The organism is Sulfurimonas sp. HSL-1716 (assembly GCF_039645975.1).
Lineage (GTDB): Bacteria > Campylobacterota > Campylobacteria > Campylobacterales > Sulfurimonadaceae > Hydrocurvibacter > Hydrocurvibacter sulfurireducens.
The window spans coordinates 1,525,109-1,545,194 of sequence record NZ_CP147918.1; the positions used below are offsets into that span (position 1 = coordinate 1,525,109).

The window sequence follows — 20,086 nt, forward strand, 5'->3', positions numbered from 1 at the left end:
GAGGTCGGGCGGTATGTTTTGAAGTGGAAATTTAGTCACTGGGGTGTAGTTTTAATTGATATCTAATGATGTTGTCGTCATTAAAATACACTCCATATTCATATGCTTTTCTTCATTACCATCATTTTTGACTTTTTCATCTAACATTTTTAATGTCATATAATCTTTCATATAGCCATTATCTGTTGAAATTTTTGTAATAATACACCGTCTATCTTTAGGCTTTTCTACTAATGCGCTGTGATCGACTCTAATAAATTTTCTATTAATTCTCTGACATACAATACCAGAGTACAATAAGCCCTCAATATGGTCACATTTACCATATTGAACATTGCAAATATTACAATCTCCGATCGTTTCAACAATACCAGGACTATTAAAAATTTTCCATTGAGGAAATAAACATTTTTCCATATGTATTAAATGCTGATGATAGCCTTCTAAGCCGACAAGTTTTTCCTTTTGAAGAGCGGCATAATCTAAAAATTCTTCTGCATCAACAAATTTACTCCAACCTTTTTGGTGTTCATTCTCTTTTAAACATATGATTGATTCAATACACGACTTGACTGAGTTTAAAAGATTGTGAAAAGCAAAAAAAAGATTTGCTCTTTCTTCTTCCCTACGTTTCATAGCTTGACACTTATACTGACGTATTTCTTCAACTTGCGTTGTCAAAGTAGACACTTGTGCTTTTTGTAGTTCAATATCACGAACAAAAATTGTCATATTCAGTGCTTCTTCAAGAGATATATTAAATTTTTCAACTATATCTTCAAAAGTAATTGTTTTACTCATTAGCAATCCTCAATATAGTATCTTTTAAATCACTTAATCCATCAATAGAACCGTTATACTCAATGCTTTTGGTTGTTTTATCTTCTGATTTTTCTACAATAACTTTCAATTCGACAGTATTATCTTCTCCTCGTGTAAATGGGGAAGACTTAATTATGTATTCTTTGATTGCCATTAAAGCCACTTCATACACTTCTTTATTTTCAATCAGTACATTGTAGGAAATATATAAAACTGGGAGAAACCAATTATCGTTACGTAGTTCGAGAACTTGAATAGGTTTGTCGTCGAGATACGCACTATTTATGCCTGCTTGGTTTAAAACTTTATTGATAGTATATACCGTGTTATCATAGAGATAATGTTCATCAATTGATTCATAATTTCTTGGTAACAATAATATCTGAGCTTGTGGATTCATTGCTTGTAACTCCTTAAGTTGGATTGACATTTAACGTTGAAAATAAGCAATCAAAAAGCCGCCCGCGAGTTTTTAATTGGTTTCCTTTGGTTTGTTACATATCATCTTCATACATAGTTGTGAATTTAGCTTTAACATTGTCGTTTACATCTTTGATATGGACTTCGATAAAATTTCGATCTGGTCGTATAGAAAAAGATTTACTTGGATCCTTCCAGCGATAACTGACATGCAAGCTGTCTTCACCAACTTGTCCTGAATAAAAAGTTTCATTCCTTGAATCATTTTCTCTAGACTTTGTTAAACCATATTTTGTTAAAAATGCTGAAAAATCTTGATTGCTCTTTAGGCTATTTACTTCTTTTTCTAATTCAATATATTCAGACATGTTAATCCTCCTAGAGTTTTGAATACGTAACGTTTAAAATGAGCAATTAAAAAGCCGCTCGCGGGTTTTTGATTGGTCTCCACTGATTTGTTATCTTCTTTAGTTTTAGCATTCAGAAATGCTGGCGAGCCCAACAATACTCGAGACTTCTTTGGTAGTTAGAAGATCAGATATTTCATTAGTGGCATCCTGAATAGTAGAACCGTCTTTTGTAAAACGATAAATAGCATCTTGCAAAGCGTCTTGTGCACTGGTATAGCCATTTCTTACTCTTGTTGGAGCTGCGTATTCGTTTGAACTATTTAACTTGGTCGTTACGGCGAGCTCAAATTTATCGATACCGATTTTGTCGATTGTTACTCGACTGGACTTGTTAGCACTTTTTAATGTTATTGTCTGAGTAGGTGTTGACATGCAGTTCCTTTATGTTGTAGATAACTATTTATTTAATAAACATTATATATAAAACAGCTTGACATTCACTAAATAAACACAAAACATGTTAATTTCAATCAAGAGAACCTTACATGTAAAGACTATCATTAATTTTTTTGAAGTTTATGATGAAGATGCGAAAGTATGAAAAAAAGATATTACACAGGTAGAAAAGACCCTAAAGAGGGTTCTTATCTTAGTCGTCGCCGCGGCTTACTATCTTTGCATCGACTTCGTTTGGCAGTTTTTTTACGTCGGGTTTGATGAACCATACGTCGCCGTTTGTCAGGTTTACCTCACCGCCCCATTTTTCATCCGTGTCAAACTCCAGAGTCTCTATGATCTCTTCCATATCTTTCTTTGCCACATAAAAAAGGACCTTGCCTTCATCGTTTTCTCTCAACATCACTTTTGCCATTGTTCATCCTTTTAGTTTTTTAAGATAACTTTTTATCTTGTATAAAAAATTATCCAATATGTCGTTTTCAAAGGAGACCCTTAAAAACCCGTCTCCCAAATTCCTGACGCATGAGGAGACCCCATAGTATTTGTCGTCACGCTCCAAAAAATCGGTACGGTAGTGAACGCCTCTGCTCTCCTCCCTTTTCATTGCCGAGAGGATCATCGCTTCTGCCACATAAAGCGCATTTCTGAACTCCAAGATGGAGGAGAGTTCCACATTGTTATGCCTCTCTTTGTTCACGCAGTGCAGACCGTACTGGCATTTCATCAGGTAATGCACATACTCAAAAGCGTCTATGAGGCTCTCTTCGCTTCGGTACACGCCTACATTTTTAAACAAAGACTCTCCGAGATTTTTTTTCATCGCGTTTATGTTGAAATGGCTGTCCGCATCGAGTATGAGATTTATCCGCCTGTACTCTTTGTTGACCTGAGAAAAATCTATGGGGAGAAAATCCCGCCTTTTTGCCCTGCGCGCGGCTTCCACTCCGGCTATGCGGCCGAAGTAAGCAGCCTCAAGAAGCGAGTTGCCTCCCAGCCTGTTTGCCCCGTGTACTCCCGTCGCCGCGCACTCGCCGCATGCGAAGATCCCGGCGATATCCGTAGAGGTGTCTCCTCTTGTCCAGATACCGCCGATGGTGTAATGCGCCGAAGGGGTTATCTCCAAAAGCTCCGTTTTTATGTCTATTCCCGCACTGTTTAGCGCCATCTTCTGAGTCGAAGGCAGTCTTGTTTCGATAGTTTCAGAGGAGAGATGCCTGAAATCCAGATAGACTTTATGTCCGGCCTGTATATGCTCCAAAATGGCGCGCGAAAGCTTGTCTCTTGTCTGAAGTTCGTCCGTAAAACGCATCCCCGTCTCATCGACTATGTAAGCACCCTCGCCGCGGGCCGCTTCGCTTATGAGAGAACCGTTTTTTAGCGTGGTCGGATGAAACTGCACGAACTCGAGGTTTGAGAGTCTCATGCCCGCACGTAACGCTGCTGCGATGACGTCTCCAGAACTCTCCTGCGGGTTTGTCGAGTGACCTCTGTATATCCCCGCAAATCCTCCTCCCGCAAGTACAAGCGATTTGCAGGCAAACGCCGTTACATGCGAATCCTCACGGTGCAGCAGCGTGATGCCCGAGAGTTTGTCGTCGAACTTTGTGATGTTTAAAAGCTGATGATTGCCCAGTATCTCCACACCTTCTTTGCGGCACTGCATAAGCAGGGTCTGCACTATCGCGCTTCCCGTACGGTCGGCTATGAAACATGTCCTGTTCGCACTGGCTCCGCCGAAAGGGCGCTGTTGTATGTTGCCGTTTGCATCGCAGTCGAACTTTACTCCCATCTCCATAAGCTCGCGCACGATGTTTACCGCCTCTTTGCACATGTCGTTGACGTTCACTTCGTTGGAGATCCCGTCCGCTCCGCCGACAGTGTCTTTTATATGTCTATATACCGAATCATGCTCGTTTTGTCCTGTGACGGCGTTCATGCCGCCTGAGGCCACGGCGGAGTTCGAGCGGAAGGGATTGCTTTTGGTGATGACCACGACGCTGCACCCCGCCCTTTTTGCATACAAGGCGGCAAAAAGTCCCGATATGCCGCTTCCCACGACTATGACATCATAAAGCATTCGCGTCTCCCAGCAGAGTGTTTATCTTCTTGCTTTCAGCCCGCGGCAGGTAAGCAAGCGTGAGGTTGTCTTTTACATGCAGGGGATCGACCGCCCCAAAAAGCGCGCTCACGACATTTGCCGAGCGCGCGAACTGAAGCGCGCTCAGCACGTCGTTGAACTCCGATGTGCCCAGCGTCTCGCCTACCTTCGGCGAAAACTTCGACTTGAAAAGGTTTAGCTGAAGCAAAGAGGACGAAGCCATAAACTGCAGTCCGAACCCGCTTACCGCCTGCATAAGCGTATAGTAGCGCCCGTCGGGAGCCTTTTGGTTGGTAAAGCCGTAGGCCTCCGATTTTGCCAGATTGAAGGGGGATTGAATATATTTGAAATGATGCCCTTTACCGCCGGCTTTTTGCGCAAGGCCTACGATATCCATCAGGCTGATGTACTCTTTGTGCGTCTCTTCGTACAAAAAACCGTTCCATGCGGCGATGCCGTAGGCTTTTATTTTGCCCTCTTTTACAAGCTCTTCAAAGAGTACGAACGCATCCTCGATGCGTCCTAAAAGCGTCGCATAGTCAACGTAGCCGAGCTGTGTCTCCGGATTGTGAAGGTACAAGATATCCAGAGTCTTTATGCCGAGGTTTTCCAGCGATCTCTCCACGCTCCATCTCAGATATCCGGGCGACATGCAGTGCTGGTCTATGACGATCTCCTCTTTTAGCGCCAGACCTTTGCTCACCACGTTCTCCTCTATCCATTTGTACGGGTTCTCCGGAAAAGGAAAATCAAGAGGCAGAAACCCCGCTTTTGAAGTGATGACGAGCTGTTCTCTGGATGCTTTGCCCTCTTTAAACAGTTCCTCGAGCGCTTCGCCTATCTCCCGCTCGCTTGTCTGATATCTGTAGTTGATAGCCGTATCTATATGGTTTATCCCGTTTAAGACAGCCGTCTTTACCGCGTCTTTATAGTTTAAGACATAGTTCTCCTCGCGGTAAGGCTCTTTTCTAAAGGTGCCAAGACCCAAAGAGGAGATGAAAAAGTCTCCGTTGAACCTGTAAAAATCCATACTGTATTTGGGATATTGCTTCAAGTATGAAAAAGTACCCTCTTTCGTCGCACAATGCATTTTTTTCCTTGTAAGTCGTTACCCTCATAGTTGCAATTTGCATTCTTGCAGCTGCGCCGGATACCGAACATAAACGCACATCAGGCAAAAAAGCGGCTACATTTTTGTCAAATTTAAGATATCCCTACAAAAATGTTTCTTTTTCCCGCTGCTAGAACGGCACTTGCATATACGTAAACAATCACACACAAAAGGATTCTCATGTATTTATTAACTGCGATATTTAACCAAAGTTGTCTCACGGATGTTCTGATCGACCTCAAAGAAAGAGGCATAGAGGGAGTCACCATAAGCCACGTCGTCGGCAAGGGCGGACTCGGCTTTATAAAAGAGAGCGGAGAGACCGAGCTGGATAAAAACATCAGGCTCGACATCGTCATCTCCAACGAAGCGTTCAAAGAGAGCGCAAAAGAAGCTATCAGGACAAATACCCGCGAATTGGAGACCGGTTCTGGCAAGATGTGGGTCACTCCGGTACTGGAAGTGGAGAGAATAAGAACGGGAGAGACGAACGAATCCGCTTTGGCACATCCGACGATAGGGAAAAAGAAAAACCTCCAAGAGAACTACTTTACGGCGATAGACACGCCCGTAAGCTGATCGGCCACGGCACTCTTTTTAGAGTGTCGCGAGTTTATACAAGAACTGCCTCTCTTTAAAAGCCGGAATATCCAGTTCCTGACGATATTTTGCGATAGAACGCCTCACCATTTTGATATGAAACCTTTTTTCTATCTCCTCATGCAGATGCTTGTCGCTGAGAGGGTTTTCCTTCTCTTCGCACTCCACAAGTCTTTTGAGAAAACTTTTTATCTCCGAAGTGGAGACGTTGTCTATGGCGTTTGAGAAAAAATCCTTAAACGCAAAGACGCCGCGGCTGCACTCCAGATATTTGTCGCTGATGGCGCGCGAGACGGTGGACTCGTTAAAACCAAGCTCGTCGGCTACGTCCTGAAGACGAAGCGGCATCAGTTTGCCTCCCATGAAAAAGCTGTACTGTTTTTCGATAAGCACCAAAGCGATGTTATAAAGCGTCGCTTTTCGAAGGTCTAGCAGTTTCACAAGCTCTCTTGCCTCTTTGAACTTCTGTTTTGCGAAGTTGTCGTATTTGTCTATCTGGTTGACTATGAGATCGGGATAAAACGCATGGTTGATGCGAATGACAAACTCATCGCCCTTTGACTCGATGAACATGTCCGGCAGAATGTTCTCTTCAGCTTCCATGTAGGCGATCGCCGGAGGATTGTTGAGTTTTTTTATCATCTCTTTTGCGTCGTGTATGCGCGGATGGTTTATGAACTTCTCCATCTTGTCAAACTGCGTGATCATAGCACTGAGCAGGATGCTAAGCTCATCATCAAGATCATAGTCGCCCAGCTGAAACAAAAACGACTCTTTGTAATCGACCGCACCCACGCCGACAGGTTCCAGATAGGCAAAACGCTGACGGACCTGCTCTACTTTGTAGGCGTCTACGCCGCACTGAAGAGCTATCTCTTTGACATCTCCCTCGAAGTACCCTTCGTCGTTTATATAGTAGATGATCTGTTTTGCTATCTTTTGCGATATGGGCGTAGGGAAAAGCGGAGCGCTTATCTGGTTGTCAAGTTTCTCATAAAGCGACTCCGTCGCCACGCTCATCCACTCTATCTCGTCGCTTGCCGTGTTTGATACTCTGTTTTGGTACTCCATAAAAGCGGTGTGAGATCTGTTGCTGGAACTCTCTGAAACCTCAAAACCCGATTGTACTTCCAGACACGGGTTTTCATTTGTGATGACCTGCAGATGTTTGTCCAGGTCACTCAAAGAACATTGTAAAAGAGGCAGCCAGGTCTGCATGGAAAGTCTAGGCAGTTGTTTTTGTTTTAAGGAAAATTGCTGTTTCATTTTATCTTCTTTTTACGCTGTAATCTATATAGATTATACTCTCATGTTGTATTTTATATACAAATAAGTGTTCTTTTTTTATACAGTTTGCAATTTTTGTTCTAGATACTTAATGAAAGAGATAAAAGAACATCGCCACGAGGAAGGCGATGCGGATCTTTAGTATTTGAGGCGTACAAGACCGTTTGGTTCGACGATCTTCATCTGGCAGGAGAGGCGTGCTTTTGGGTTTGTTTCGTTGAGCATCTTCATGACGGCTTTTTCTTTGTCCGTCACGTCGCTTAGATACTCCATGCCCGATTCTATGGTAACGATGCAGGTACCGCATTCACCGTCACGGCATCCAAACGGCAGCGCGCTTCCGGATGCTTCTACGATGTCTTGGATCGTTTTGCCCGGTCTTACGTTGATCGCCAAGAAGTCATTTATTATTTCTACACGTGTTGTCATTCATTTTTCCTTCGATATAGTGTCAATTCGCAAAAAGTTAGTTCGGTTCTCCTTCTTTTTGGGATTGCGAGAACAAGCTCTCTTTGGCTTTGTTCTCTCTGTGTTCACGGAGCCATCTCAGCTCCTCTTGTACTTCATCGTATCCGTCCAGATCGTCAATGGCTTCGAGTTCGGCTTCGCGGCAGCCGTAAGTATGCCCCTCTTCTATAAAATGGACTTCATATATGCGTATGACCTGAAGCCAGTCGCCGATATACTTGATATACCCCTCGGCTCCCGGCTGTACCAAAACAGCATCGGGCGCTTCAAAAGGATTCGATCCGTCGTTTCTGACGGGCTTGGTTATGCGTACCCGCTGTCCCAAACGAAAAACGGGAAGGATCTCGTCTTTAGTTGAAGCTGAGATTTGATTGGCTTGTGCATGCGTGAACGCCATGGCTTACCTCCTCGATATCGTTACAGCTCATAGATGTAGAACATGTGCTGCAGGCGCTAGGTTTGCAAAACGTGTCCCATATTTCCGCAGCAGAGGGGGAGTAGCCGTTTTCAAAGTTCTTGTACACGCTGATCAGAGCGAACTTATAATACTCAAGTGTTTTTTCATCACTTCCCAGATCATTCTCTTTGGCTTTGTTTATCATCTCTCCGTATTTTTTCATGATATGAAATCTTTTTACGTAAACCAAACGCTCATCGTACTCAAGGTCGAAAAAGTCAAAAAAATCTTCCGTATCGCTTAGCGATTCAAATTCCTGAAGTCTGCTCATAATCAATTCCTCATACTCATTTACAGGTATAGATGCAATTTCTACTCTTGTTTAAATACACAAACAACGACATTTATGTCGCTTTTTCTGCGTTTAGATTCCCATCTCCCGTTTGATCTGTGCTGCCCACTCCGCGATTCTTTTTGCCGTAAGCTCCTTTTGGTTTATATCGTCTATCGCAAGTCCGCAGAACTTTCCGCCTCTTTCAGCATACGAATATTTGTAAGAGTACCCACTCGTAGAGGTATGACCGAAATCGGTGTCTGCACCGAGATTGGAGAAGATATCTTTCATCTTTCCCAAAGCCGTGACAAACTCTTCAGGGTGGCTTTTTTGATCGCCCGCACCGAAAAATGCCGCTTTTTTGCCGCTGAAGTCAGGCTCCTCGTTTTGCATCTCGTAAAGCGGATCTACCCAGTCTCGCTGAGGATCGCCCTGTCCCCAAGTGGATGAACCGATGAGCAGAACGTCAAACTCTTCAAACTGCTCCAGATCATCGTAATCTTCTTCCATATTGATAAGTTCCGCATCCTCCAAGAGTCCCTCCAGCATCTGCGCCGCACTCAGTGTGACTCCGCCGCTGCTTCCTACAAATATGCCTACTTTTGCCATTTTTATCTCCTTATATACATGGTTTAAATTTATTGTAGATCTCAAATGAAGCGTTTAAATACTTCTCGCCCTCTTCGTAGAGCTTTTCCAAAGTCCTGAAACTAAAACGGTGAGCGTCTTTGAAATATTTATCCACCAGCACTATTTTGTCTGCTATGACGATACAGCGTCCGAATCCTTCATGACTCATCTCCATCACGACATTGCACATGACTCCCGTTTTGCGTTCGAACTGAAGCGCGACGGCTTTAAATATCATCTTGATCTCGCCGATAAGCATCTCGTCTATATCAGCGATGATGGGGATCTGTTTGAGATCCTCTTTTGTCTTGACATATTTTTTAGCGAGCAGCTCCTCGTCGCTCATTTTTGCCCAGCTGCCAAACTGATCCGTCGCTCTTAGCTGACGTATCAGCTCCTGTGTAAACGCATTAAACTCCATTACTTCACTCATCTTTTTCTCCTTATTCTACCGTCCAGCGCTCCAGGCGCGGGTCGTTTTTTGTCTGTATGTTCATAGCTTTTTTAACCCAAGGCGGAGGATTGTTCTTTAGCATGACGACCAGCTCTTTTAAAATATCTTCGATCGCTCGGGGTTCTTGAACTTTCATTGGGTTTATGCCGCTGCGGATCACTTTGGCCGCCGCCGTTCCGCCGATGGATTCGCAGTACATGATGTTGATCCCTTTGAGCGCTTTGACCTTAAAATCGGTCTTGTCGTCGCCCTCCATATCTTCCGTGTCCGTTTTGACGACTTCGCTCAGCTCAAAACCCTCTTTTGAGACTTTATAGACGACGAACTCTTTGGCACCGCCGAAGTGCGCGTTGACACTCTGCATATCTTTTGTGGCAAATGCCACTTTTATCGCGTTTTCTAAAGGACTGCTTCCCTCGACAGTTATTTTTGTACTTTCACCCATGATGCTTTACCTTTTTATTTAATTTAATCGCAATCCGAGCAAAGCCCGGCTTACTTTCGCTAGCCGCTAAGGCACTGAAGCTTGACTCTTTCGAGTCAGAACTATTATGTATAATGCTTCACTTCACGAAGTTTATTTGCAACTTCAAAAAGAAAATAGGTGCTTCCTTCATAAAGCTGATCGTTTTTAAGCTGGTTGCCCAGCTCTTCATAGTTTGGAAACCCTCTTAGGATCAAACCCGTGTGTTTTTTTTGTGAGTGCAATATCCGTTCTGCATGAAAGTTGCCGATGACGAGGTCGGCGTCTTTAAAGTATTCTTGTGCGTCTTCAAGGTCGCCGACAAAGACGTTTTTTGCTTTTATCGTTTTTAAAACCGGACTGTAAACGGTCGCAATCACCGCGTTTACGGTGCCTCCTGCGCTTTGAAGCGTTTCGCATATGCCCGCGCACATATCGGGCTCGCCGGTGATGACGAAAGTTGACGAGCCGATGAGAAAATGGCTGTCGAGCATAGCATCTTGAAGTCTTCCTCTCCAGCGTTTTAACAGCGGAGTCGGATCGATCTGTCTGATTTTCATCAATGAAGCGACAAAATTGTCGTTCATAGAGAGTCCCATGAGATGATCGAAATGCAGATGCGTTATGTTCGGATTCTTTTTTAAAAGTGCTTCGGCAGCGATCTTCATCGAACTGCCCAGAGTGATGACGGTCGAACAACTTGCAAGCTCTCTGATATCCTCAATACCGATAGCACCCGTGCCGAGTTTTCCCTGCCCATCGCTGAGACAGCCGTCAAGAGAAGTGGACAGATCGGGAAGAGCCAGGGTATGAAAACCGAAACTTTCACAGCACTCTTTTACTTTTTCTATTTCCGCCGGCTGTATGCTTACATGCGGAAGCAGCAGAAGCTTGTTTGGTTTTACATCCTCTACAGCCACTGTGTGCTGCTGTATCAGCGCCTTTGCAGTAAGAGCCCATCCGCTCTCCATACCGCCTTCAAAATCAGGTGTGTTCACATAGCAGTAGGGTATCTCCACATGCGTGCCTATGCTTCTTACGTCATCGCCTTTTGTCTCCGTGAGCCCCGTCGTATGCAGCCCGATAAGTTCAGGCTTCATGGAAGAGTTCTTTTGGGTGATGTTCTCGATCGACATCAAAACGGAATAATCTCCGCCGTCTAAAACCGCCGTTATGTCACTTACGGATGTATTGTACATGGCGATGGGTTCGTTAAAATGGCGTGTAAAGAATACCTTTGTGTACGAGGCGCATCCTTGCGATGCATGCATCAGCGGAAGGCAGTTCCTTATCCCCATAAATGCAAGTGCCGCACCCATAGGCTGAGAGTGTTTTATAGGGTTTACCTGAAGCGGTTTGTGTTCGTGTCTGCTTAGCTCTATATTTTTTTGTGCTTCCATCATTCGGCCTCCCACGGCGCTTTTTTAGATACGTTTGCAAAGACCGGGTTGTTAAACGCATGTTTGAGGTCCTCTGCAAGATTGAGCAGTCCGCCGTAACCGCCGTAGCTCACTTTTTTCTCCTGATTCACGTCGATGAACGATATCTTTTTCTTGATGGCGGTGTAGAGGCTTCGGCCTCCCGCAAGCAGTATGTGCGCACCTCTTTCATCAATCGCTTTTGCCTGTTCGCTTGCGGGGGCTTTCATGAGCAGTCCGTTCTCGCCGAGGTACTCTCTTGCTTTTGCGATGTCGTCTTCGGTGGATTTGCGGATGGAAGTGGCTACCACTTCTATGCCGAGGTCTTGAAGTCCCGATGCGATGGACCAAGCCTTGTTTCCACCCGTATTGAGCACCGCTTTTTTACCTGCAAAAAGTGCCTTGTACTCCTGCAAAGCCTCTTCAAGTTTCGCCTCTTCTTGGGCTATCACCTCTTTTGCTTTTTTGATGAGCGCCTCATCACCCAGAGCTTTTACTATCTCCATGATCGCAAAGGTCGTATCGCGTTTTCCGTAGAACGATACGGATACCCAAGGGATACCGTAGTTTTCCTGCATCTTTCTGCAAAGCGTGATAAGCGATTTCGCACAGACGATGACATTGAGTTTCGCACGGTGCGCACACCTTATGTCTCCCACGCGTCCGTCACCGCTGAGCGAGCTGAGCACCCTGATGCCTATCTTTTCAAAGATGGGAAGATACTGCCACATGTCGCCCGTTACGTTGTAATCTCCTATGAGGTTGATGTCATAGGGCGTCGTAAATTCCGGTTCTTTCGTGCCTATGAGATTTTCGAGTACCGCTTCGCCCGCAAGACGCGAACCGAGGTTCTTTCCGCCTACAAAACCGGGTGCATGCACGGGAACTACGGGGATGCCGTGCTTCTCGCTTGCCAGTTTGCATGTCATATCGATATCATCGCCCACCAGCGCGGTCACACAAGTGGAGTAGACAAAGACCGCTTCTGGTTTGTAGTTTTGCATAATATAGTCGATGGAATCGGCGAGTCTTTTATCACCTCCGAATATAACGTCGTTTGTAGTGATGCCCGTGGTAAAACCCATCACGGTATGGTCGCGCCCCTCATAAGAGGTAAGCGTCTCCCTCGTCTCCCATGAAGCTCCCAGACAGGTCTGAGGGCCGTGGACTAAGTGGATTGCATCGGCGTAGGGAAAAAGGGAGATCTGCGCACCGTCAAATGCGCATCCTCCCGCTGCGAGTCCCGGCTTTGGTTTGTCGCAGCCTTCACCCTTTTTTTTATCTTTGTTGTGCGAGCAGGCACTTTCGTTCATCAGCTCTTTTATCTTTGCACGGTTGACCATAAAACACTCCTTTGGAGTCAATTACTTCACCTTGTGCAACTTTTGTTCGAGATGCAAGTACTTGGTATGCAATATGCATCCGGTATAATAAAAAGAGAACACCATGAACGAAGACCTGCATGTGAACATACCCCTTATGGATGAAAAGCATGAGGAGTTCTTAACGCTCCTCTCAAATATCCGCTCCTGCGAAAAAAATGAGTTTCTGCCTCTTTTTAAAGAGATGATCGAGCATACGAAAGAACACTTTGCTTTTGAAGAGGAGTTGATGAAGAAGTATGAGTTCTATGCAAAAGGGGAGCATCTCGACGAACACAAGAACCTGCTTGGCGAGATGGAGTATTTTTATGAGAAGGCGCAGAAACTGCCTGTGTTTGGAAAATCCTACATAGACGACTACGCATACGACAAGTTCAGACGCCACATCATCAACATCGACTCGCAGCTTGCGATGTTCTTTAAAGAGAGAGGCATAGAGTTATGAAAAGCTGGTCTGAGAATTGCATCTTTTTTTTATATGATCTCATAAAGGAATCTCTTTGAGTAAAAAAGACAGGTATATCACATTTGAAAACATCGACTGCTATAACGACGCCAAAGCGGTCTTGGACGCCATGTACGAGCTTTTTTCGCTAAAGCCAGAATCTAAAAACGAGTTTTGGGAAAGGTTTGAGACGAAACTGCCGCAAGACTATGCGAACAACCCGCTTGACGATCTGGGCAGGGACACACTTTATCAGGTCTGCTCGAACGTATTTTACATCGAAGAGCTTTTTGAGACATACGAGTTTGAAAAAGGATTGAGGTTTTTACAGACGGCGGAGTTCGACTGCTGTTAACAATAGGGGATCGTATGTAAACTTGTTTTTGTTTATCTATGATCCCGTCTTAGCGCATTTCAAGATCAGCTCCAGATGATCTCTTCGATCAACTCCGTGACCGTTTCGATACAATCATACTCTTCGTTATATTTCAGATGTTCCGCATCGCACTCGTCAAAGTGGTGTATGTAATGATTGAAACTAAAATCTTCGAACTCTATGATATCGCTTTCACACATCTTATCTCCTTTTTTGAGGGCGTCTGCCCTTTTCTAATAGGATATTTACATAAAGCGTTCCCTAAAGAACATAAGAAAATATGCAATTAACATACCAAAAATACAAAAACGCGACAAAATTGTCGTGTTTTAGGAGTTTATACGAAAGTTTTACTACTTATGCCGTGAGCATCGCCGACAGCTTTGTTGTAGAGTACGCCGTCATACGTGTTGAGCGAACTTATCATCACGGGCACTTCTTTGCAGACGTTTTGTGCTCCATAGCGGGCCAACGCCTTTACATACTTCAGCGTCGCATTTGTGAGTGCGTATGTCGATGTGTGCGGGTAGGCTCCTGGCATATTGCTCACGCAGTAATGCACGATTCCCTCTTTTATGAATGTCGGATGAGTGTGGGTAGTGGGATGAGAAGTCTCGAAGCATCCGCCCTGATCTATCGAAACATCGACAAGGACGCTGCCTTTTTTCATAAGACAGAGCATCTCTTTTGTGATAAGCTTGGGTGTTTTTGCACCGTGGATAAGTACTGTTCCCACGACAATGTCGCAATGAGGCAGCAGATCTTTGATGGTCTGATGCGAACTGTAAAGCGTAGCGACGTTGGAGGGCATTACGTCATTTAGATAATGCAGACGTTCCATGTTTATGTCTACGATGGTCACATCAGCACCCAAACCAGCGGCAACCTCGGCAGCGGCTTTTCCAGCGACGCCTCCGCCGAGTATCATCACTTTGGCTTTATGCGTTCCAACAACCCCGCCTGCAAGCAGACCGCTGCCGCCGTGATACTTTCCGAGATGCACGCTTCCCATGAGAGAGGCCATCTTCCCAGCCACTTCGCTCATCGGCTCCAGCAGCGGCAGATTCCCGTTTACCTCCAGTGTTTCGTACGAAAAAGCTCTTATCTTTTTCTCCAGCAAGAACTCCGTCTGCACTCTGTCCGCCGCCAGATGAAGATATGTGAAAAGTATCTGTTTTTCTTTAAAAAGACCGTACTCCGAAGGAATCGGCTCTTTTACTTTGACTATCATGTCCGCCGACCTGAAAAGCTCTGCGGCGTCACTTAAAAGCACCGCTCCCGCTTTTTCATACTCCGCGTCGCTAAAACCGCTTCCTTCGCCGGCACCGTTTTGGACATAAAGAGTATGCCCCTCTTTAATGAGTTCTGCCGCGCCCGCAGGCGTAACCGACACGCGGTACTCATCCGTTTTTATCTCTTTTGGTACACCGATAATCATCTTTTTTCTCCTGCTGCAACGGCAAAATCATCATCAATCTCGACTACTTTTAGTCCACGCATGCTTTTTATACTTCTATGATATTGCATTATCTTGCCTTTTTTATTTTAAGATTTCTATTAACTCATCTTGTTAAGCCGTACATTGAAAAGTTAATCTAAAACTTTCATCCTCTCCTAAAGCATCTGTGATTACAATGTAAAAAGTCCTTATTCTCTTTTCAAGGAGAGGCCATGTCCCATTTTAAAAGTATCTTGTGCGATATAGGCGGCGTTCTTTACGTCGGTAACATCCCCATAAAAGGAGCGATCGAAGCAGTCGCCAACATCAAAAAGCATTACCCCGTCCGTTTTTTGACAAATACGACGCAAAAAAGCGGCAGACAACTGGCAGCATCCCTGCAAAAGATGGGTTTTGATATCACGCAAGAGGAGATCATCACGGCACTGGACGTGACAAAGATGTACCTCCAAGAGAAAAAAGCGGGAGCCTACTATCTTTTGACAGACGATGCCAAGGCCTTCTTTGACGATCTAGTTTTTACCGACATACGATATGTCGTCGTAGGCGATGCGCAGAAAAATTTCAGCTACGAAAACCTCAACACCGCATTTAGCTATCTTCACTCGGGAGCAACCCTCCTTGCCGCTGCAAAAAACCGCTACTTTAAAGATACGAACGAAAAGCTTAGCATGGATGCGGGAGGATTTGTGAAGGCCCTCGAATATGCAGCGCAAACAAAGGCAAAGATCATCGGCAAACCAAGCAAGGAGTTTTACCACCTAGCCTGCGAGATACTTTCCTGCAAACCTAGGGACTGTATCATGATAGGCGATGACATAGAAAGCGACATAGGCGGAGCAAAAGATGCGGGACTGCAAACGGCTCTTGTAAAAACGGGAAAATTCAGAGATCAAGACCTGCAAACGGGTATAAAAGCAGATATAATCATCGATTCCATCGCGGATTTTATACCTAGAGTATAATTTTTACAGTCTTAAATCATGTACATTCAAAATTTGTTTTATAGCTTTTTTTTCACTTTCGGAAATTTTATTGTTAGTAAGGTCGAGTATGCTCAAGAACTCTAAATGCGGTATACAGGTTGGCAAAGTTGAAATATTATTTTTATTTAAATACAGCGAACTTAAAGATGTACATTCTTTCAATTCATATGGAAGAGTCAAAAGTTGACAGTTTTGAACATCTATAGATTGAATACTTTGTAGTTTTTCTAAACTGCTTGGCAATTCTTTTAATAAATTATTAGAAATTACTAAAGTTTTTAATGCTGCGCAATCTCCTATACTTTTAGGAATTTGAACTAATTTGTTATTCCTTAAATCTAATTTTTGCATTTTTGTTAGCTGCCCTATACTATCGGGAAGAGTTTTAATTTCATTACGTGCCAGATCTAGTTCGGCAAGAGTCGAACCAAGTTTCTTTATCTCGTTTGGAACGGTGGTTATTTTAGTATTGGTAAATCTTAAAGATTCGACATGAGGAAGTTCAAATATCCACAACGGTATATCTGTAAAATCTCCACCTGAAAATGAAAATGAGGTTTCATCCACAATACTTTTATCTGAAATGCTTTGTTTGAGCTGTTGCGCTTCGGCTAAGGACTTTATTTCAACCATATTATCTCCTTCTTCTTACTTAAAAACATTGTATCAAACATTATCGAAAATAGACAAATCAATGAAAAAAACAAGTAAGCGTTCTTAACTCAATACCTCTCAAAAAGCTCCTGTATCTTAACCGTGTCGTGCATCGCGGTATAAAGCGGCGTATCCTCTTTTCTTATCGACTCTTCAAGGGTCGCACCGCCGTTTTTGTTTTGGTATATCACACCCAGAGGCATCGGCATCGTCTCAAAAGCTTTGCCGAGCGCCGCATTGAAATCACTGCTGTCGTAGTTCTCGTCAAGCGCATAGGTGTTGTCTTTGAACCAGTGGTAGGTGTTTGTTTTGTTGAAAGTGACGCATGGCTGAAAGATATCGACAAGTGCGTAGCCGTGATGCTTGAATGCGGCTTTGAGCACCTCTTTTGCATGAACGGCATTGCCGATACTCACGCGCGAGACAAATCCCGCTCTTAGAGAAAGCGCCACGGCAAGAGGGTTAAAAGGTTCGTTTACCACACCGTTCACCTGTACTTTCGTTTCAAAACCTTTTTGGCTTGTAGGCGAAGCCTGCCCTTTTGTCAGCCCGTAGACCATGTTGTTATGTACTATGTGGACGATATCGACGTTTCGTCTCACCGCGTGGATGAAGTGGTTTCCGCCCTCGCCGTACATATCTCCGTCACCGCCTTCGGCGACGACGTTTAGATGCGGATTTGCGACTTTTATGGCCGTAGCCACGGGTACCGCCCTGCCATGCAGGACTCCAAACATGTTGGCATCGACATAATAAGGTGCTTTTGCCGCTTGTCCGATGCCTGAGACTATGACGGTATTTGTTTTATCCGCCTGCAGCTCTTCGAGTACCTCTTTTATAAGTTTTAAGATACCGAAGTTCCCGCATCCCGGACACCATGCAACATCGACATTTTCTCTGTCAAAAAGATGGCTCATGACAGCTCCTTTACAGATTTTTCTATCATACTTTTCAGCTGATCGGCGAAGAAACTAAAACCGTTGGACTGCAATATCTTCTCATCCACTTTGACACCATAAAGTTTGAGCTGGTCTGCAAACGCACCGTCCGCATTGTTTTCCACGACTATCTTATATTTGTAGCTGTCTAAAACGCTCAGCTGTTCTCTGCTTAGAGGATGCACCCATGTAAAGTGGACTTGGACAAGACGCGGATCGTCAAGTCTTTGCAGGGCTTCGGCTATGGCGCCTTTACTCGATCCCCAGCCGATAACGGCTATGTCCCCTTCGCCGATGCATACGGGAGAGAGGGCTTCGCTTGTGAGCGCTTCGCTTTTTCGCGCACGTTTTTCTATCATCTGCTCCCGCATTTTATAATCCTCGGTTATCTGTCCGCGTTCGTCATGTTCATCGCCGACCGCACACACGAGACCTTCGCCAAAGCCCGGTACACTCCGCGGACTTATACCGCTTTCCGTATCCGCATAACGTTCATATTCTTTAGTACTTTTTATGATATATCTGCGCTGTTCGTAGGAGGAAAAATCGATATCGCCTATCATACTCATAGAGTCCGCCAAATACTGGTCGCTCAACACGACGACGGGTATCTGGTACTTGTCCGCCAGCTCAAAGGCAAGATATCCGCATTCGATGCACTCCTGCAGCGATCCCGGAGCGAGCACCGCGCGCGCAAAGGGTCCGTGCCCCGAATAGATCGCCATGTTCAAGTCTCCCTGCTCGCTTCGTGTGGGTAGTCCCGTCGCAGGACCGGGACGCTGAGCGAGGTAGATGACCGCAGGGGTCTCGGTCATGCCGCTGAGACTCAGCGCTTCGCCCATCAGAGCGAATCCTCCGCCTGAAGTGGATGTCAAAGCGCGCGCACCGCCGTACCAGCCGCCAAGCACCATGGTCAAAGAGGCTATCTCGTCTTCGCTTTGTTCCACTGCAATATCAAAGTGTTTTGACATCGATGCCATAAAGTTGAGTACTCCCGTCGAAGGAGACATCGGATATGCAGTCATCATGTTGCATCCGCCAGAAAGAAAGCCGAATCCGCATGCGGTCGTACCGTCCATAAGGTGCAGTTTTTCTACGGCTTGGATGTCTGCTTTTGGAAGTGGGGGAAGCAGCAGAGATCTGATATCGCGCCCCGTTTCATATCCCGCTTGGGCCGCTTCTATGTTTGCACCCTCGTCTTTAAAGTGTTTTTCGACCGTCTGAAGAAGAGCGGGCTCATCGACATGGAGCACTCCGAAAAGCAAACCTGCCATATAGGTGTTCGCATAGCGTACGTCGCCGAACTTCTTGGCTCTCTCTTTCATCGCAACGGCGACGATATTTGAACCCTTTTCATTGAGGCTTTCATCCGCAAAGACAACGGTGTCTTTTTTGTATCTGCCTTTCATGTGCTCCAGCGCAAGCTCGTCAAGCGCCACGGCGATATCGACTTCCCAGCATGGAGCCTGCACCGGAAAAGAAGCGATACGGATAAGCGTCGTATTGCTTCCCCCGCGTACGCGGGACATAAACTCTTTTGTCGAAAATACATAATATCCGCTTCTCTTAAAAGCGTCACTGAGTATCTTTTCCAGCGTATCTATGCCAAGACCCGCGGCACCCCCTATCAAGATAGAGATATCGGCTTGCTCACTGCTGCTCACACCTCTCTCTTTTTGCTCCGATATCTTTGCCGAAGAGGTCGGAGTAGACATAGAAAGGGGAGCTTCATACTTCCTGTCTAAAGGAGAAGCACCTCCCATAAAAAACTTCGGTTCGTTCATATCCAAAGAAACTGTCTGCATATTCTCTTCTCCTATGTTGCCCCAGCTGATCTTTCCGCCGTAATACCCCAGTACAATGACGTTTAGGCCTGTAAACAAGATGATCGCGTGGTAAATTATCCCAAGAAGCGAATAGTCATAGACGACGTTTGTATTTTCAAGATAGATACCTATGCCGACTATGCCCAAGATCAGCGTCACTACCGAAACGACGATCTTTACCATAAAAGCTCTGTGGGTCGAAAGGTTGTAGTTTATCCACCAGCTGAGCAGTCCCGGTATCATGGCAAAAAATCCCATCACGGTAGCGACAAAAAATGAATAAAACACGCCTACCGCATAATCTTCGCGCGGAGTATCCAAAAAGACTATATCTAGTCCCGCGGCAAAAAGATGCAGGGCTATTGGGAAATGAACGATCATGGGATGCGGATGGAATTTTTTATAGAGAAGTCTAAGACGGTTTTTCATATCTTCAAGAGGAGGAGTCTGCGTCTTTAAGAGAGGCTCTTCTTCATCCACTTCTCCGACTACCGGAAAGTTTTTAAAGACTTCGTCTCCGTGCGGCGCGCCGGAAAGTTCGGATGTCAGATCCATCCCGGCACTATGGGAGGCTTCATGTTCGCCCTCTTGCCAAAAGGGGCTCTTTGATACGTCGTATACAACATTTTTGTAAGCGACGTAAGCCTTAGAACTATTTTTACCGTCATACGATTTCAGCTCATCTAGCGTCATCATGATGTCCTTTGTA

The 20,086-nt window shown here is 45.0% G+C and carries 25 protein-coding genes; 4 read left to right on the top strand and 21 right to left on the bottom strand.

Annotated features, from left to right (window positions below):
* Positions 1-51 precede the first annotated feature (51 nt).
* The 7 genes from WCY03_RS07740 to WCY03_RS07770 all read right to left on the bottom strand — a co-directional run bounded on the left by WCY03_RS07740 (position 52) and on the right by WCY03_RS07770 (position 5,239).
* Positions 52-801 (bottom strand): hypothetical protein, encoded by a 750-nt coding sequence (locus tag WCY03_RS07740; RefSeq protein ID WP_345991754.1) that lies wholly within the window; start codon positions 799-801, stop codon positions 52-54.
* Entirely contained in the window at positions 794-1,222 is a 429-nt protein-coding gene (locus tag WCY03_RS07745) for a hypothetical protein (protein WP_345991755.1), read from the bottom strand. The genes WCY03_RS07740 and WCY03_RS07745 overlap by 8 nt, the downstream gene beginning before the upstream one ends.
* A gap of 94 nt (positions 1,223-1,316) precedes the next feature.
* Entirely contained in the window at positions 1,317-1,610 is a 294-nt protein-coding gene (locus WCY03_RS07750; RefSeq protein WP_345991757.1) for a hypothetical protein, read from the bottom strand.
* 105 nt (positions 1,611-1,715) lie between these two features.
* On the bottom strand, positions 1,716-2,024 hold the full coding sequence (locus tag WCY03_RS07755) for a hypothetical protein (RefSeq protein WP_345991759.1): 309 nt from the start codon (positions 2,022-2,024) through the stop codon (positions 1,716-1,718).
* Positions 2,025-2,241: 217 nt separating this feature from the next.
* Positions 2,242-2,463, bottom strand: a complete 222-nt coding sequence (gene nifT, locus WCY03_RS07760) for a putative nitrogen fixation protein NifT (protein WP_345991761.1) — start codon at positions 2,461-2,463, stop codon at positions 2,242-2,244.
* Positions 2,464-2,466: 3 nt separating this feature from the next.
* Positions 2,467-4,128, bottom strand: coding sequence for an FAD-dependent oxidoreductase (locus tag WCY03_RS07765; RefSeq protein WP_345991763.1), 1,662 nt, complete (start codon positions 4,126-4,128; stop codon positions 2,467-2,469).
* Entirely contained in the window at positions 4,118-5,239 is a 1,122-nt protein-coding gene (locus WCY03_RS07770; RefSeq protein ID WP_345991764.1) for an aldo/keto reductase, read from the bottom strand. The genes WCY03_RS07765 and WCY03_RS07770 overlap by 11 nt, the downstream gene beginning before the upstream one ends.
* 201 nt (positions 5,240-5,440) lie before the next feature.
* On the opposite strand from WCY03_RS07770, the gene WCY03_RS07775 reads away from it, so the two are divergent.
* Positions 5,441-5,839 carry a P-II family nitrogen regulator gene (locus WCY03_RS07775; RefSeq protein ID WP_345991766.1) on the top strand — a complete coding sequence of 133 codons (399 nt, stop codon included), beginning with the start codon at positions 5,441-5,443 and terminating at the stop codon, positions 5,837-5,839.
* An 18-nt stretch (positions 5,840-5,857) separates the two neighbouring features.
* On the opposite strand, the gene rpoN is transcribed toward WCY03_RS07775, so the two are convergent.
* The 9 genes from rpoN to nifE form a co-directional block, all read right to left on the bottom strand.
* Positions 5,858-7,126, bottom strand: a complete 1,269-nt coding sequence (gene rpoN / locus WCY03_RS07780) for an RNA polymerase factor sigma-54 (protein ID WP_345991768.1) — start codon at positions 7,124-7,126, stop codon at positions 5,858-5,860.
* 159 nt (positions 7,127-7,285) lie between these two features.
* Positions 7,286-7,576: a 2Fe-2S iron-sulfur cluster binding domain-containing protein gene (locus WCY03_RS07785; RefSeq protein ID WP_345991770.1), complete on the bottom strand. Its 291-nt coding sequence runs from the start codon at positions 7,574-7,576 to the stop codon at positions 7,286-7,288.
* A 37-nt stretch (positions 7,577-7,613) separates the two neighbouring features.
* Positions 7,614-8,012, bottom strand: coding sequence for a nitrogen fixation protein NifZ (locus tag WCY03_RS07790; RefSeq protein ID WP_345991772.1), 399 nt, complete (start codon positions 8,010-8,012; stop codon positions 7,614-7,616).
* Positions 7,966-8,343: a nitrogenase-stabilizing/protective protein NifW gene (locus WCY03_RS07795; protein WP_345991774.1), complete on the bottom strand. Its 378-nt coding sequence runs from the start codon at positions 8,341-8,343 to the stop codon at positions 7,966-7,968. Before WCY03_RS07795 ends, WCY03_RS07790 begins: the two co-directional genes overlap by 47 nt.
* Before the next feature lie 93 nt (positions 8,344-8,436).
* Positions 8,437-8,955: a flavodoxin domain-containing protein gene (locus tag WCY03_RS07800; RefSeq protein WP_345991777.1), complete on the bottom strand. Its 519-nt coding sequence runs from the start codon at positions 8,953-8,955 to the stop codon at positions 8,437-8,439.
* 10 nt (positions 8,956-8,965) lie between these two features.
* Positions 8,966-9,409 carry a NifX-associated nitrogen fixation protein gene (locus WCY03_RS07805; protein ID WP_345991779.1) on the bottom strand — a complete coding sequence of 148 codons (444 nt, stop codon included), beginning with the start codon at positions 9,407-9,409 and terminating at the stop codon, positions 8,966-8,968.
* Between the two features lie 10 nt (positions 9,410-9,419).
* Complete coding sequence (gene nifX / locus WCY03_RS07810) at positions 9,420-9,875, bottom strand: nitrogen fixation protein NifX (RefSeq protein WP_345991781.1); 456 nt, start codon at positions 9,873-9,875, stop codon at positions 9,420-9,422.
* Positions 9,876-9,979: 104 nt separating this feature from the next.
* On the bottom strand, positions 9,980-11,296 hold the full coding sequence (nifN, locus tag WCY03_RS07815; protein WP_345991783.1) for a nitrogenase iron-molybdenum cofactor biosynthesis protein NifN: 1,317 nt from the start codon (positions 11,294-11,296) through the stop codon (positions 9,980-9,982).
* On the bottom strand, positions 11,293-12,654 hold the full coding sequence (gene nifE / locus WCY03_RS07820; RefSeq protein WP_345991785.1) for a nitrogenase iron-molybdenum cofactor biosynthesis protein NifE: 1,362 nt from the start codon (positions 12,652-12,654) through the stop codon (positions 11,293-11,295). Before nifE ends, nifN begins: the two co-directional genes overlap by 4 nt.
* A 103-nt stretch (positions 12,655-12,757) precedes the next feature.
* Between nifE and WCY03_RS07825 the strand changes: the two genes are divergently transcribed.
* The gene (locus WCY03_RS07825; RefSeq protein ID WP_345991787.1) at positions 12,758-13,138 is read left to right on the top strand and encodes a hemerythrin family protein; all 381 of its coding nucleotides are present in this window, start codon (positions 12,758-12,760) and stop codon (positions 13,136-13,138) included.
* Between the two features lie 55 nt (positions 13,139-13,193).
* The gene (cowN, locus tag WCY03_RS07830) at positions 13,194-13,493 is read left to right on the top strand and encodes a N(2)-fixation sustaining protein CowN (protein ID WP_345991789.1); all 300 of its coding nucleotides are present in this window, start codon (positions 13,194-13,196) and stop codon (positions 13,491-13,493) included.
* Between the two features lie 65 nt (positions 13,494-13,558).
* Here cowN and WCY03_RS07835 read toward each other — a convergent pair whose 3' ends face one another.
* Together WCY03_RS07835 and ald are read right to left on the bottom strand one after the other, a co-directional pair.
* Positions 13,559-13,714: a hypothetical protein gene (locus WCY03_RS07835; RefSeq protein ID WP_345991791.1), complete on the bottom strand. Its 156-nt coding sequence runs from the start codon at positions 13,712-13,714 to the stop codon at positions 13,559-13,561.
* Between the two features lie 137 nt (positions 13,715-13,851).
* On the bottom strand, positions 13,852-14,952 hold the full coding sequence (gene ald / locus WCY03_RS07840; protein WP_345991792.1) for an alanine dehydrogenase: 1,101 nt from the start codon (positions 14,950-14,952) through the stop codon (positions 13,852-13,854).
* 233 nt (positions 14,953-15,185) lie between these two features.
* Between ald and WCY03_RS07845 the strand changes: the two genes are divergently transcribed.
* Positions 15,186-15,938: a TIGR01458 family HAD-type hydrolase gene (locus tag WCY03_RS07845; RefSeq protein ID WP_345991794.1), complete on the top strand. Its 753-nt coding sequence runs from the start codon at positions 15,186-15,188 to the stop codon at positions 15,936-15,938.
* Between the two features lie 3 nt (positions 15,939-15,941).
* Here WCY03_RS07845 and WCY03_RS07850 read toward each other — a convergent pair whose 3' ends face one another.
* From WCY03_RS07850 to WCY03_RS07860, 3 genes are all read right to left on the bottom strand, one after another.
* Entirely contained in the window at positions 15,942-16,592 is a 651-nt protein-coding gene (locus WCY03_RS07850) for a leucine-rich repeat domain-containing protein (protein ID WP_345991796.1), read from the bottom strand.
* Positions 16,593-16,681: 89 nt separating this feature from the next.
* Positions 16,682-17,530: a thiamine pyrophosphate-dependent enzyme gene (locus tag WCY03_RS07855; protein ID WP_345991798.1), complete on the bottom strand. Its 849-nt coding sequence runs from the start codon at positions 17,528-17,530 to the stop codon at positions 16,682-16,684.
* A complete protein-coding gene (locus tag WCY03_RS07860; RefSeq protein ID WP_345991801.1) occupies positions 17,527-20,070 on the bottom strand; it encodes a 2-oxoacid:acceptor oxidoreductase subunit alpha in 2,544 nt (847 codons plus the stop codon). Before WCY03_RS07860 ends, WCY03_RS07855 begins: the two co-directional genes overlap by 4 nt.
* Between the last annotated feature and the right edge of the window lie 16 nt (positions 20,071-20,086).

Excerpts from the sequence above, each read along its gene's own strand:
- WCY03_RS07740 (WP_345991754.1), bottom strand. The coding sequence starts at position 801 with ATGAGTAAAACAATTACTTTTGAAGATATAGTTGAAAAATTTAATATA.
- WCY03_RS07745 (WP_345991755.1), bottom strand. The coding sequence starts at position 1,222 with ATGAATCCACAAGCTCAGATATTATTGTTACCAAGAAATTATGAATCA.
- WCY03_RS07750 (WP_345991757.1), bottom strand. The coding sequence starts at position 1,610 with ATGTCTGAATATATTGAATTAGAAAAAGAAGTAAATAGCCTAAAGAGC.
- WCY03_RS07755 (WP_345991759.1), bottom strand. The coding sequence starts at position 2,024 with ATGTCAACACCTACTCAGACAATAACATTAAAAAGTGCTAACAAGTCC.
- nifT (WP_345991761.1), bottom strand. The coding sequence starts at position 2,463 with ATGGCAAAAGTGATGTTGAGAGAAAACGATGAAGGCAAGGTCCTTTTT.
- WCY03_RS07765 (WP_345991763.1), bottom strand. The coding sequence starts at position 4,128 with ATGCTTTATGATGTCATAGTCGTGGGAAGCGGCATATCGGGACTTTTT.
- WCY03_RS07770 (WP_345991764.1), bottom strand. The coding sequence starts at position 5,239 with ATGCATTGTGCGACGAAAGAGGGTACTTTTTCATACTTGAAGCAATAT.
- WCY03_RS07775 (WP_345991766.1), top strand. The coding sequence starts at position 5,441 with ATGTATTTATTAACTGCGATATTTAACCAAAGTTGTCTCACGGATGTT.
- rpoN (WP_345991768.1), bottom strand. The coding sequence starts at position 7,126 with ATGAAACAGCAATTTTCCTTAAAACAAAAACAACTGCCTAGACTTTCC.
- WCY03_RS07785 (WP_345991770.1), bottom strand. The coding sequence starts at position 7,576 with ATGACAACACGTGTAGAAATAATAAATGACTTCTTGGCGATCAACGTA.
- WCY03_RS07790 (WP_345991772.1), bottom strand. The coding sequence starts at position 8,012 with ATGGCGTTCACGCATGCACAAGCCAATCAAATCTCAGCTTCAACTAAA.
- WCY03_RS07795 (WP_345991774.1), bottom strand. The coding sequence starts at position 8,343 with ATGAGCAGACTTCAGGAATTTGAATCGCTAAGCGATACGGAAGATTTT.
- WCY03_RS07800 (WP_345991777.1), bottom strand. The coding sequence starts at position 8,955 with ATGGCAAAAGTAGGCATATTTGTAGGAAGCAGCGGCGGAGTCACACTG.
- WCY03_RS07805 (WP_345991779.1), bottom strand. The coding sequence starts at position 9,409 with ATGAGTGAAGTAATGGAGTTTAATGCGTTTACACAGGAGCTGATACGT.
- nifX (WP_345991781.1), bottom strand. The coding sequence starts at position 9,875 with ATGGGTGAAAGTACAAAAATAACTGTCGAGGGAAGCAGTCCTTTAGAA.
- nifN (WP_345991783.1), bottom strand. The coding sequence starts at position 11,296 with ATGATGGAAGCACAAAAAAATATAGAGCTAAGCAGACACGAACACAAA.
- nifE (WP_345991785.1), bottom strand. The coding sequence starts at position 12,654 with ATGGTCAACCGTGCAAAGATAAAAGAGCTGATGAACGAAAGTGCCTGC.
- WCY03_RS07825 (WP_345991787.1), top strand. The coding sequence starts at position 12,758 with ATGAACGAAGACCTGCATGTGAACATACCCCTTATGGATGAAAAGCAT.
- WCY03_RS07835 (WP_345991791.1), bottom strand. The coding sequence starts at position 13,714 with ATGTGTGAAAGCGATATCATAGAGTTCGAAGATTTTAGTTTCAATCAT.
- ald (WP_345991792.1), bottom strand. The coding sequence starts at position 14,952 with ATGATTATCGGTGTACCAAAAGAGATAAAAACGGATGAGTACCGCGTG.
- WCY03_RS07845 (WP_345991794.1), top strand. The coding sequence starts at position 15,186 with ATGTCCCATTTTAAAAGTATCTTGTGCGATATAGGCGGCGTTCTTTAC.
- WCY03_RS07850 (WP_345991796.1), bottom strand. The coding sequence starts at position 16,592 with ATGGTTGAAATAAAGTCCTTAGCCGAAGCGCAACAGCTCAAACAAAGC.
- WCY03_RS07855 (WP_345991798.1), bottom strand. The coding sequence starts at position 17,530 with ATGAGCCATCTTTTTGACAGAGAAAATGTCGATGTTGCATGGTGTCCG.
- WCY03_RS07860 (WP_345991801.1), bottom strand. The coding sequence starts at position 20,070 with ATGACGCTAGATGAGCTGAAATCGTATGACGGTAAAAATAGTTCTAAG.